The organism is Caulobacter flavus (assembly GCF_003722335.1).
Classification (GTDB): domain Bacteria; phylum Pseudomonadota; class Alphaproteobacteria; order Caulobacterales; family Caulobacteraceae; genus Caulobacter; species Caulobacter flavus.
The window spans coordinates 5,452,604-5,464,666 of sequence record NZ_CP026100.1 but is presented as its reverse complement, the minus strand read 5'-3'; the positions used below and the strand labels follow the sequence as shown (position 1 = coordinate 5,464,666).

11 protein-coding genes are annotated in these 12,063 nt (G+C 70.2%); 7 read left to right on the top strand and 4 right to left on the bottom strand.

From position 1 onward, the window contains the following. Positions 1 to 385: 385 nt before the first annotated feature. Complete coding sequence (locus C1707_RS26380) at positions 386 to 535, bottom strand: hypothetical protein (RefSeq protein ID WP_164467458.1); 150 nt, start codon at positions 533 to 535, stop codon at positions 386 to 388. A 145-nt stretch (positions 536 to 680) separates the two neighbouring features. Here C1707_RS26380 and C1707_RS24940 point away from each other — a divergent pair, with 145 nt between their 5' ends. Continuing rightward, entirely contained in the window at positions 681 to 1,454 is a 774-nt protein-coding gene (locus tag C1707_RS24940) for a methyltransferase domain-containing protein (RefSeq protein ID WP_101713413.1), read from the top strand. A 131-nt stretch (positions 1,455 to 1,585) separates the two neighbouring features. Here the strand turns inward: C1707_RS24940 and C1707_RS24935 are convergent, their stop codons facing one another. After that, the gene (locus C1707_RS24935) at positions 1,586 to 3,319 is read right to left on the bottom strand and encodes a patatin-like phospholipase family protein (RefSeq protein WP_164467500.1); all 1,734 of its coding nucleotides are present in this window, start codon (positions 3,317 to 3,319) and stop codon (positions 1,586 to 1,588) included. A 113-nt stretch (positions 3,320 to 3,432) separates the two neighbouring features. Between C1707_RS24935 and C1707_RS24930 the strand changes: the two genes are divergently transcribed. Continuing rightward, positions 3,433 to 5,025, top strand: coding sequence for a carboxyl transferase domain-containing protein (locus tag C1707_RS24930; RefSeq protein ID WP_101713411.1), 1,593 nt, complete (start codon positions 3,433 to 3,435; stop codon positions 5,023 to 5,025). Positions 5,026 to 5,088: 63 nt separating this feature from the next. After that, complete coding sequence (locus tag C1707_RS24925) at positions 5,089 to 5,934, top strand: enoyl-CoA hydratase-related protein (RefSeq protein WP_101713410.1); 846 nt, start codon at positions 5,089 to 5,091, stop codon at positions 5,932 to 5,934. On the opposite strand, the gene C1707_RS24920 is transcribed toward C1707_RS24925, so the two are convergent. Next, positions 5,931 to 7,655 carry a hypothetical protein gene (locus C1707_RS24920; protein WP_101713409.1) on the bottom strand — a complete coding sequence of 575 codons (1,725 nt, stop codon included), beginning with the start codon at positions 7,653 to 7,655 and terminating at the stop codon, positions 5,931 to 5,933. The genes C1707_RS24925 and C1707_RS24920 overlap by 4 nt on opposite strands. Continuing rightward, on the bottom strand, positions 7,652 to 9,352 hold the full coding sequence (locus C1707_RS24915) for a molecular chaperone HscC (protein ID WP_101713408.1): 1,701 nt from the start codon (positions 9,350 to 9,352) through the stop codon (positions 7,652 to 7,654). Before C1707_RS24915 ends, C1707_RS24920 begins: the two co-directional genes overlap by 4 nt. 145 nt (positions 9,353 to 9,497) lie before the next feature. Between C1707_RS24915 and hisD the strand changes: the two genes are divergently transcribed. The 4 genes from hisD (at position 9,498) to infA (ending at position 12,056) form a co-directional block, all read left to right on the top strand. Then, positions 9,498 to 10,784 carry a histidinol dehydrogenase gene (hisD, locus tag C1707_RS24910; protein WP_101713407.1) on the top strand — a complete coding sequence of 429 codons (1,287 nt, stop codon included), beginning with the start codon at positions 9,498 to 9,500 and terminating at the stop codon, positions 10,782 to 10,784. 20 nt (positions 10,785 to 10,804) lie between these two features. Then, on the top strand, positions 10,805 to 11,278 hold the full coding sequence (locus C1707_RS24905) for a UPF0262 family protein (RefSeq protein ID WP_101713406.1): 474 nt from the start codon (positions 10,805 to 10,807) through the stop codon (positions 11,276 to 11,278). Then, positions 11,278 to 11,739: an arsenate-mycothiol transferase ArsC gene (locus tag C1707_RS24900; protein WP_101713405.1), complete on the top strand. Its 462-nt coding sequence runs from the start codon at positions 11,278 to 11,280 to the stop codon at positions 11,737 to 11,739. The genes C1707_RS24905 and C1707_RS24900 overlap by 1 nt, the downstream gene beginning before the upstream one ends. A 98-nt stretch (positions 11,740 to 11,837) precedes the next feature. Beyond that, positions 11,838 to 12,056: a translation initiation factor IF-1 gene (infA, locus tag C1707_RS24895; RefSeq protein WP_004617696.1), complete on the top strand. Its 219-nt coding sequence runs from the start codon at positions 11,838 to 11,840 to the stop codon at positions 12,054 to 12,056. Positions 12,057 to 12,063 lie beyond the last annotated feature (7 nt).

Sequence of the window (12,063 nt, the reverse complement as noted above, 5' to 3'; positions counted from 1 at the left end):
GACGCGCCGAGATTTTCCATTCCCGAAACGAAAGAAGCCCCGGAACGCGTCCGGGGCTCCCGATCCGTTCACGGCCAGCGCTCGGGCGCGCGGCCGAAGGACGGCATTTGTCCGCTAAAGGCGCTGGAGGTCAGCTATGACCCATGGTCTTCACGGAGCGTTCCAGCGCGTTCGCGATCGACAAATGAGACACTGGATCACCTCCTTTCGGCTGCGCGTCACAACCTGACGCACCACTAAGGTTGGGTGCGGGCGCGGCGTTGGCAAGAGGCGGGATGTCGCGGGGCGATGGGCGACGAGGTTTCGGCGAAAGGCGTAGGGGGCAGCCCCGGTTCGCGCAAAGGGGGGACGATGCGCGATCCGGGGCCGCGCTCCTGGCGGCTGGCTAGAGGGCGCGCCAGGCCAGGAGGATCAGGGTCCAGAGACCAAGGTTCAGGGCCAGGGCCGCCACGCGGGGGCCGTTCACGCGCGCGGCCAGGGCCACGGCGCGCGGGCGCTGGGCATGGGAGGCGGCGGTGGCGGCGGTGCGGGTCACGGCGATGGTTCCTTCGAATGGCGGGGCGGCGCGGCGTGCGTCGCTCTTGCCTATTGAAGATAGGAAGCCGGCCGATGGTTTCATATGCGACAAAACGGACGCGGGGCTCCATGGTCGTGCGCGAATTGTCGCAGAGAGTCGCGCCATGCCCGCCTGGGATCCGGACGTCTATTCCCGCTATCGCGCCTATCGCGACCGACCGGCGCTGGACCTGATGCTGAAGATCCCGCGCGACCTGGATCCGAGGGAGATCTGGGACCTCGGCTGCGGCTTGGGCGAGCACGCCGCCCTGCTGGCCGCGCGCCACCCGGGCGCCGCCGTCCACGGCCTGGATTCCAGCCCGCGGATGCTGGAGCGCGCCCGGGGGCAGGGGGCGGACGTCGACTGGGTGCTGGGCGACATCGACACATGGCGGCCCGATGTTCCGCCCGACCTTATCTTCACCAACGCGGCGCTGCAGTGGCTGGACGATCACCAGACGCTGTTCTCGCGCCTGCTGACCAGCCTTGCCCCCGGCGGCGTGCTGGCCTGCCAGATCCCGCAGGTCGAGGACGCCGGCTGGCGTCGCAGCCTGCGCGACGTCGCCGCCGGCGGACCGTGGGCGGGCAAGCTGGCGAGCCTGGACGGCGTGCGCCAGGGCCACGATCCGCGCGCCTATCACGACTGGCTCTCGCCGCTGGCCAGCGACCTCGACGTCTGGGTGACCACCTATGTCCACGCCCTGGAAGGCGAGGACCCGATCGTCGACTGGACCTCGGGCACGAGCCTGCGGCCTTACCTGGAGCGGCTGGAGCCCGGCGACGAGACCGCCGCGTTCCTGGCGGCCTGGCGCGAACGGCTGGCGGCGGAGTATCCGCGCCGGGAGGATGGGATCACCCTGCTGCCGTTCACGCGGATGTTCGTGGTGGCGCGGGTTTGAGGGTTTAGCCCTCCATTCACTCCCGTCATTCCCGCCCTTGTGGCGGGAGCCCCTCTATCAGCCGTATGGGCGGATGTGGCGGCGTGCTCAGCACGCCGCTTGCGCCTCACGGGGATAGGGGAGAAGAGCGCCTAACCCATCTCCGCCAGGCTCTTGCGACGCCGAAGCTCGGGCACCGGGACCTCCAGACTGTCGAGCGCCACCGCCGCGGCCTCGAAGCCCGCGGCCACGGCCGGTTCGAAGGCCTTCCAGTCGCGGATGTCGACGCCCTCGAGCCTGGGCGTGATCAGCACGTCGCTGGCCTCGCGGCTGGCGGCCAAGTCGCGGCTGGTGGAGACGGTGGCCGCCCGCATCAGCAGGGCGACGATCGGCGGGCCCTTGCGCCATTCGCCCGAGAGCAGCCAGCGCCAGAGCGAGGCTGGACGGTGGACGTCGGCGGCGGTTATCGAGCGGCCGCGGGTGACGTCGACGCCGATGATGGGGCCAAGCTGGAAGGCGCGCATGACGTCGGCGGGGAAGTTCTTCATCACCGCGCCGTCGACCAGCACCGCCTCGCCGTCGGCCACCGGCGGCAGCACCCCCGGCAGCGAGATCGAGGCGCGCAGCGCCCGGTGCAGCGGCCCGGTGCGATGCAGATGGTAGGCGCCCGAGGTCAGGTTCGACGATACGCAGAAGAACGGCAGCCACAGGTCGGCGATGTCGATGTCGCCGAAGTGCTCGTGCAGGCGCTCCTTGACCTTCTCGCCCCGGGTCATGGCGATCAGGGGGAAGGCGATGTCGTCCAGAGGGCTGGAATCCACGAAGGCCTTGCGGATCCTCGTCTCCATCTCGCCGTCGTCCCAGCCCATGGCCAGACCGGCGGCGACGATGGCGCCCATCGAGGCGCCGCCGACGAAGTCGATGGGCACGCCGCGCTCGCGCAGGGCCTGGACGGCGCCGACATGGGCGTAGGCCCGCGCGCCGCCGCCCGAGAGCACCAGGCCCACCGACTGGCCGGTCAGCACTCTGGCCAGGCGCTCGACGTCGGCCAGGCCGTTCTCGCGCAGATGGAACAGGCGGGCCGCGTCGGTGGCTTCCAGCCAGGCCTGCGAGCCTTGCGGGCGCTTGGCGCCGGCCGGCTGGATCAGGATCAGGTCGATCAGCCGCTGGGCCTGCAGCGGGCGCGAGGCGTAGGTCGGCAGTTCGCCCGGCGGACGGTGGTCGCCGCGACCGACGCGGAACAGCCGGTCGACCTGGCGGCCGACCACGTGCTTCCACGCCGTCTCGTGCATCTCGGCGACGTACAGCACGAAGTCGTGGGTGCGCTCGACGCGGCTGAACCACTCGGTGGGGGCCAGCAGGCTCTCGCCGCCCTCGACGGTGACGGCGTAGCCCAGCGAACCGATGCAGCGGGCGATGCGCTCGACGACCGGGCGTATCGGCGGGCCCTCGCTGGCGGCGATGAAGCCGTAGACGGAAGGGTCGCCGATGGAGGCGTGGGCGCCGGCCTGGCGGGCCCGGCGGATCATCAGCCGCGACAGCTCGATCATCACGTCGGGATCGCGCTCGACCGCCTCGAAGAAGGCCGTGCGGGGCAGGGCGAGGACCTCGGAATCGCGCAGGGCGACCATGTGGGCCGAGTGGGGAGCGCCGGCGATCATCGCCATCTCGCCGGCCGGCTCGCCGGGGCGGATCACGCCCAGGAACTGCGGCTCCTGGCCCTCCTCGCGACGGAAGGCCCCGAGGCGTCCGGTGCGCAGGAAGTAGAGGTGGTCGGAGGCCTCGCCGGGCGCATACAGTAGGGAGCCGCCGGGCAGGGAGAACCAGGCGGCGTCGCCCTCGCGCCCTTCGCGCGCGAACAGCCGGGCCAGGGCCGTGTCGGCCATGAAGTCGGGTAGGGTGACCACGGGATGGACGCTAAACCGATGCGGCGAGCTTTGCCAATGAGGGTGAAATATCACCGCTTTCGAATGGAAACGGAAAAGGCTATGCCTCGCTTATGCCGAAGCTGAACACGCTTATTGACAAGAACAGCGCTTCGTTCGCGAAAAACGCTGCCCACAACACGGCCCTGGCGGAGGAACTGCGCGAAAGGGTCGCGACCGCGGCCCTGGGCGGCTCGGAGAGCGCCCGGCAGAAGCACGCCGCCCGAGGCAAGCTGCTGCCCCGGGAGCGAGTCGAGCGCCTGCTCGACCCCGGCTCGCCGTTCCTGGAGATCGGCCAGCTGGCGGCTTTCGACCTCTACAAGGGCGAGGCGCCGGGCGCGGGAATCATCGCCGGCATCGGCCGGGTGTCGGGCCGCGAGGTGATGATCGTCGCCAACGACGCCACGGTGAAGGGCGGCGCCTACTTCCCGATGACGGTGAAGAAGCATCTGCGCGCCCAGGAGATCGCCGAGCAGAACCGCCTGCCGTGCGTCTATCTGGTCGACAGCGGCGGCGCGAACCTGCCCCACCAGGCCGAGGTGTTCCCCGACCGCGACCACTTCGGCCGCATCTTCTTCAACCAGGCGCGGATGAGCGCCAGGGGCATCGCCCAGATCGCCTGCGTCATGGGCTCGTGCACGGCCGGCGGCGCCTATGTGCCGGCCATGAGCGACGAGACCGTCATCGTGCGCGAGCAGGGCACCATCTTCCTGGCCGGTCCGCCGCTGGTGAAGGCCGCCACCGGCGAGGTGATCAGCGCCGAGGAACTGGGCGGGGCCGACACCCACGGCCGTCGTTCGGGCGTGGTCGACCACGTGGCCGACGATGACGAGCACGCGCTGGAGATCGTCCGCTCGATCGTCGCCAATCTCAACGCCGAGAAGCGTCACGAGGCGGTGGTGCAGGACGCCGAGCCGCCGCTGTACGACGCCGAGGAGCTTTACGGCATCGTGCCGACCGACGTGCGCGCGCCCTACGACGTGCGCGAGGTGATCGCCCGCATCGTCGACGGCAGCAAGTTCGACGAGTTCAAGGCGCTCTACGGCACGACCCTGGTCTGCGGCTTCGCCCGCATCTGGGGCCAGCCGGTGGCGATCCTGGCCAACAACGGCGTGCTGTTTTCCGAAAGCGCGCTGAAGGGCGCGCACTTCATCGAACTGGCCTGCAAGCGCAAGATCCCGCTGGTGTTCCTGCAGAACATCTCGGGCTTCATGGTCGGCGGCAAGTACGAGGCCGGCGGCATCGCCAAGGACGGCGCCAAGCTGGTCACGGCCGTGGCGAGCGCGGAAGTGCCCAAGTTCACGGTGCTGATCGGCGGCAGCTTCGGGGCCGGCAACTACGGCATGTGCGGCCGGGCCTATTCCCCGCGCTTCCTGTTCACCTGGCCCAACTCGCGGATCTCGGTGATGGGCGGCGAGCAGGCCGCCAGCGTGCTGGCCACCGTGCACCGCGACGCCGCGACCTGGACCGACGAGGAGGCCGAGGCCTTCAAGGCCCCGATCCGCCAGCGCTACGAGGACGAGGGCAACCCGTATCACGCCACCTCGCGGCTGTGGGACGACGGGATCATTGATCCGGCTCAAACCCGCGACGTGCTGGGCCTGGCCATATCGGCCAGCCTGAACGCGCCGATTCCCGAGACGACCTTCGGCGTCTTCAGGATGTGACGGTGCAAGCGGAACCTCTGCTTTGGGCGTACGATTAGACTTCCGACTAGAAGGAGCGTGCTCATGACCAACCCCATCGCCGACCCGATCGTCGAGGTGCCGGACACCGACGCCATGAGCCCGCTGGTCCATATCGACTCCACGCCCGAGGGGGCGGTGACCGTGTGGATCAACCGGCCGGAGAAGAAGAACGCCTTCGACGGCGAGACCATCGCCGCGCTCGCCCAGGCCTTCGAGACCCTGCATGGGGCCGAGGGCGTGCGGATCGTATTCCTGCGCGGCGTGGGCGGCACCTTCTGCGCCGGCGCCGACCTGGAATGGATGGCCGCCGCCGCCGAGTGGGACGAGGATGACAACCGAGCCGACGCCCTGGAGCTGGCGCGGATGCTCAAGGCCCTGCACGACATCCCGGCCCTGACCGTGGCCCTGGTCGAGGGCGCGGCCTTCGGCGGCGGCGCCGGCCTGGTGGCCGCCTGCGATCATGCCCTGGCTGCGGCCGACGCCAAGTTCGCCTTCTCCGAGGTTAAGCTGGGCCTGACGCCCGCCACCATCAGCCCCTACGTGATCGCCGCGCTCGGTCCGCGCACCTCCAAGCTGCTGTTCGCCACCGGCCGGGTGTTCGACGCCGACGCGGCCTGGAGCTACGGCCTGGTCGACGAGGTCTTCGACGACGTCGAGGGCCTGGTCGCCGCCCAGGACGCGCTGATCGAGGAAGTGATCCTCTGCGCGCCCGGCGCGATCGGCGACGCCAAGGCGCTGGTCAACGACTTCGCCTTCGAGAAGATCGACCGCGGCCTGATCGACGACAGCGCCCGCCGCATCGCCCGCCGCCGCGTCTCCGACGAGGGCCAGGAGGGCGTGCGGGCGTTCCTGGGCAAGCGCAAGCCGAACTGGATGGCCGAGGGCTAGCCGGCGGGGTTCCTGTCGCGGGCCTCGACGATCAGCGACAGGATCAACCCGACTGCCATGCCGATCAGCATCCACAGGGTGCTGGTGACCAGCCAGGAGCCGACGACGGCGTCGAGCCCCCGGCTCAGCCAGAACAGCACGAACATCCCGTAGTAGCGCGTCTTGGCCAGCTGCTCGCCGAGGACGGCGACGGGCATCCGGTGGGCGATGGCCAGGGCCAGAACGGCGCCGACGCAGACCGGGGCCCAGGTCGGCGGGGTCTTGCCGGCCATGAGCCAGGCGACCAGACCGGCCGCGATCGTCGCGGCGACGAAAGCCGCCGCCCCGGCGAGCCGGGCGACCTTGCCCATCTCCAGATGCCAGGCCTGGATCGTGTGGACCCCGCCGCGGAAGTCGATGGCGGCCGCTACGCCCAGGGCGACCACCATCGCCGGGGTGACGACGTCGACGTCGAACAGCGTAAGGCTGAGGATCCAGGCGAAGGGCACGGCCTGGCTGAGCAGCCGCTGGTGCAGCGGAAACCCCGGGTCCGACGACGGTTCGGTGGTGGCGAAGGTCCAGGCCAGCAGCAGCGCGCCCACGACCGCCACCGCGACCGCGCTCCACGGCGAGTCGGGCAGCAGCGCCGAGACCGGCAGCAAGGCCAGGCTGAGCGGCGACCAGCCGATGCGTTCCAGGAGGCTGGCGCGCCACGACCGGTGGATCTCCCAGGCTGTCTTCAGGCGCAGGTAGCCGTGGAGATAGAAGAGCTGGGCGGCCAGGATCGCGCCGGCCGTGACCAGATAGGCGGCCAGTATCGCCGGCGGCGACAGATCATTGAGGGCGGCGATCAGCGGCGCGAGCAGGGGCGCCAGCAGCGTCAGCCAGATCATGCCCGAGGTCAGGCGAGGCCGGTCGTAGCGCCGGCGCCAGAGCGCGACGGTGTCCTCGTTGAAGCCGGCCATCAGCACGCCGCCGCCGTCGCCGATGCGCTCCAGCACCGCCTTCATGACGATCTCGAACCGGGGATTGAGCCGTCGCCACAGCGGGATCCTGGCGCTGGGAGGTCCCTCCAGCACCGCCATGACCTTGCGCGCCTGCTCGTCGCTCTGAAGCAGGCGCTCGCGGCGTTCGACGAAGTCTCCACGCTGGATCACCGCCTGCTGGGCGGGCGTGGGTTCGAAATGCAGGTCGTCGCCCCGCCAGCGGAAGGCCTCGATGGCCGGGGCGAGCAGCGGATCCGAGTGCGGGGCGGTGGCCAGCAGCAGATGGGCGACGCGCTGCTCGATGGAGTCGGCCACGGCGAGCGCCTCCAGGGCTTCGGCGTTCAGCACCGCTTGAAAGGCGGCCTCCAGTTCGTGCCGCGGCGGATGGTCGGCCCGGCGCAGCAGGTCCGCCAGGCGCTCGAGCCGGATTTCCAGCTCCTCGGTCTCGGCCGAGCGCGCGGCCATGGGCGCGGCCATGGGCGCGGCGTCGATCCCGGCCGGCGCCGCCGGCCCGGCGCGCACGAGAACCTCGCCCGCGTCCTGGCCGGGCGCGGCGTCCGGCGTGTCTTCGTCGTCCCACGCCCAGTCCCAGTCGATCCGCGCGACCGCCTCGTCATGAGCCTCGCGCAGGCGCATGAAGCCCTCGGCGTCGTCCTCGGGATTGGTGGCCCGCAGGCGACGGGCATAGGCGCGGCGGATCGTGTCGCGGTCCCGGGTCGGCGCGATGCCGAGCACGTCCCAGATGTCGTGGCTCACAGGAAGCTCTCGCCTTCCAGTTCGTCCAGGGCGGCCAGCAGTTGCTGGCGGGCGGCGTCGATCTGGCGGGGATCCTGGCCGTCGAGCACGCCCTCGAACTGCGAGATCAGCATGCCGACATGCTCGCGCACCTCGCCGAGGAACATCTCGTAGCAGCGCTGGGCGCGGGCCAGGGCGGCGCGGTTGGCGTCGGCGTCGCGCGGATTGACCTTCAGCGCTGCCAGGACGGCGCGGCGCGCCTCCAGGTCCGGGGCGTCGCGGTCGTCCTCGTCGACGATGACCAGCTGCCGGCGCTCGTTGGTCTGGGGCACCAGGACGTCGATCTCGATCAGGCCGTTGATGTCGTAGCTGAAGCGGCATTCCAGCGAGATCTCGCCGGCCCGCGCCGGCGGCACCGAGATCTCGACCTCGCCCAGGCGGACGTTCTCGGACACCATCCGCGCCTCGCCCTGGTAGATGCCGAACAGCACCTTGCGCTGGCCGTTCTGCATGGTGCTGAAGATCTTCGAGCGGCTGGCCGGCACCACCGTGTTGCGCTCGATCACCGGCGAGAAGATGCCGGTGCGCAGCATGCCGCCAGGACCGTGCTCGGCTACGTCGACGCCCAGCGAATAGGGGCAGACGTCGGTCATGACGACGTCCTTGAGGGCGGCGTCGCGGCTCTTAAGGCCCGCCTGGATCGCCGCGCCGATCACCACGGCCTCGTCGGGATGGACGGCGGTGGAGGGAAAGCGGCCGAACATCCGCGTCACGGTGCGGCGCACGACGGGCATGCGGGTGGCGCCGCCGACCAGGATGATCTCCTTGAGGTCGTCGGGACGCAGGCCGCCGTCGCGCAGGGCCCGGGTGACCGGCTCCTTCAGCTTGGCCAGCAAGGGCGCCGCGGCGGCCTCGAACGCCTCGGCCGTGACGTCCAGCGTGTAGGTCTGGTCCTTCCAGGTCACGGCCATCTCGGCCCGGTCGCCGACGGTCAAGGCCCGACGGGCCTTTTCGGCGGCCGCTTCCAGGCGGGTGGCCAGGGCTTCGCTCGGAGCGTCGGCCGACAGCGCCTCGCGATGCTCGGCCCGCATACGGTCGACCAGCACCTTGTTGAAGTCCTCGCCGCCCAGGCGGTTGTCGCCGGTGGAGGCGCGAACCTCGATGACGCCCTCGAAGATCTCCAGCACCGAAACGTCGAAGGTGCCGCCGCCGAGGTCGAAGACCAGGAAGCGGGATTCGTCGGCCAGTTCGTGGATGCCGTAGGCGAGGGCGGCGGCGGTGGGCTCGTTGAGCAGGCGCTCGACCTTCAGGCCGGCCAGTTCGCCGGCGCGGCGGGTGGCCTTGCGCTGCTTGTCGTTGAAATAGGCCGGCACGGTGATGACGGCTTCGCGCACCGGCTCGCCCAGATAGGCCTCGGCGTCGGCCTTCAGGCGCGCCAGCACCAGCGCCGACAGCTCCTCGGGGCTGTAGGACTTGTCGCCCAGCTTCGTGGCGCGGGTCGTGCCCATGTAGCGCTTGAAGGTCGTGGCGGTCAGGTGCGGGTGGGTCGAGCGCCGCTCGCGCGCCGCCAGGCCGACCAGCAGGGCGCCGTCGTCGTCGAGCCCCACCGCCGAGGGCGTGAGCGTCGCGCCCAGGCTGTTGGGCACGAGCTCGACCTTGCCCTCCCGCCAGACGCCCACGGCGCTGTTGGTGGTTCCCAGATCGATGCCGATGATCACGCGACGCTCCCCCGTACGCAAACTCAAGCGTGGGTTTAGCCTCGTGGGCGTCGAGAACCAAGGGCGCGCTGCGGCGACAGCGCGGCTGCGGGCGGGCAGGGGATTTCTCCCTTGCTCCCGCCGTAAAAACGCGCATCTAGGCCCCATGCGCAGGTTCGACTTCTCCAGCCCCGACTTCGCCCGGGCCTTCAAGGCCTTCCTCGACGAGCGCCGCGGTTCGCCGGCCGACGTCGACGCCGCCGCGCGCGACGTTCTGGAAGCGGTGAAGCATGGCGGCCTGGACGCCGTGCTCGACTACACCCGCCGCTTCGACAAGGTGGACCTGACGCAAGAGACCGTGCGCGTCACCGCCGACGAGATCGAGGCCGGCGCGGCCGAGTGTTCGGCCGAGGTCCGCGAGGCCATCGCCTTCGCCGCCGAGCGTATCCGCGTCTATCACGCCCGCCAGCGTCCGGCCGACCAGGCCTGGACCGACGAGGCCGGGGTGGAGCTCGGCTGGCGCTGGACGCCGCTGGAGGCCGTGGGCGTCTACGTGCCCGGCGGCCGCGCGGCCTATCCCTCGACCGTGCTGATGAACGCCGTGCCGGCCCAGGTGGCGGGCGTCGACCGCATCGCCATGGTCACCCCGCCGGGCAAGCTGCAGCCGGCCGTGCTGGCCGCGGCCAAGGAGGCCGGCGTCACCGAGATCTGGCGCATCGGCGGGGCCCAGGCCGTCGCCGCCCTGGCCTATGGGGCGGGACCCATCCAGCCGGTGGACAAGATCGTCGGCCCGGGCAACGCCTATGTCACCGCCGCCAAGCGCCGCCTGTACGGCGTGGTGGGCATCGACGCCCTGGCCGGTCCGTCGGAGATCGTCGTAGTCGCCGACAAGGACAACAACCCCGACTGGATCGCCGCCGACCTCTTGAGCCAGGCCGAGCACGACCCGGCCGCCCAGTCGATCCTGATCACCGACGACGAGGCCTTCGCCGCCGCCGTAGAGGCCGCCGTGGCCGCGCGCCTGAAGACCCTGTCGACCGGCGAGGACGCCGCCGCCTCGTGGCGCGACCACGGCGCGGTGATCATCGCGCCGCTGGACGAGAGCCCGGCCCTTGTGGACGCCATCGCTCCGGAGCACGTCGAGTTCGCTACGGAGAACCCCGAAACCTTGTCGGACCGGGTGCGCCATGCCGGCGCGATCTTCCTGGGCCGCCTGACGCCGGAAGCCATCGGCGACTACGTGGCCGGCTCCAACCACGTGCTGCCCACCAGCCGCGCGGCGCGCTTCCAGTCGGGCCTGTCGATCTACGACTTCATCAAGCGCACCTCGATCGTGAAGTGCGATGCGGCCTCGTTCGGGATCCTGGGTCCGCACACCGCGGCGCTGGCGCAAGCCGAGGGCCTGCCGGCCCACGCTCTCTCCGCATCCATTAGGTTGCCTTCGAAGGGCTGACGGGCAAATCTCGCCGCAAGATGTCAGACGCGCCCAAGCACTTCCTGAAGACGATCGCCATCGACGAGGATTCGCTGGCCGCGGCCTCGCGCGACCAGGAGCAGGAGCGCCAGGTGGCGATCTTCGACCTGCTGGACGGCAACTACTTCGAGCCGGCCGAGGCGGCCGGAGGGCCGTATGACCTCAAGCTGTCGCTGATCGAGAACCGCCTGGCGCTCGACATCAGCGGCGGCGGCTACGAGAAGCGCCACCTGCTGTCGCTGTCGCCGTTTCGCGGCGTGATCCGTGACTACTTCATGATCTGCGACAGCTACTACCAGGCGATCCGCAACTCGACGCCGCAGCAGATCGAGGCCTTGGACATGGGCCGGCGCGGTCTGCACAACGAGGGCTCGGCCCTGCTGCGCGAACGTCTGGACGGCAAGGTCAAGACCGATCTCGACACGGCCCGGCGCCTCTTCACCCTGATCTGCGCGCTGCACTGGCGGGGCTGATCGTGGCCGATCTGCCCGATGCGGTGCTGTTCACCTGCAACTACAACCGCGTGCGCTCGCCGATGGCCGAGGCGCTGTTCAAGCGCTTCTACGGCACCCGCGCCTATGTCGATTCCTGCGGCCTGAAGCCGGATCCGGCCGGGGAGGGGATCGATCCCTTCGTGGTGGCGGTGATGGACGAGATGGGCGTCGACGTGGCGGCCCACCAGCCCAAGACCTTCGACGAGCTGGAGGACGACAGCTTCGACGTGGTCGTCTCGCTTACGCCCGAGGCCCAGCACCGGGCCGTTGAACTGTCGCGCGATCGCGCGGTCGAGATCGAGTATTGGCCGACCCACGATCCGACCCTGGTCAACGACGGCTCGCGCGACGCCATGATGGCCGCCTATCGCGAGGTGAGGGACACGCTTTCGGCCGCGATTCGAGCGCGTTTCGGGACACCATCGACGTTTGGGGGGTGAATGCGCTATAAGCCCCGCCTCGCAGCCGCGGCTCGCGTCACGACTCGTTTTCGGGTCGCGCGGGCCGCGTTGCTATTGAACCCCTGTTGAGAGGCCTGATGGCTAAGGAAGAACTGCTCGAGTTTCCCGGCACGGTCAGCGAACTGCTGCCCAACGCCACCTTCCGCGTGAAGCTCGAGAACGATCACGAGATCATCGCCCACACCGCCGGCAAGATGCGCAAGAACCGCATCCGCGTGCTGGCCGGCGACAAGGTGCTCGTGGAAATGACGCCCTACGACCTGACCAAGGGCCGTATCACCTACCGCTTCAAGTAAGCCGGGC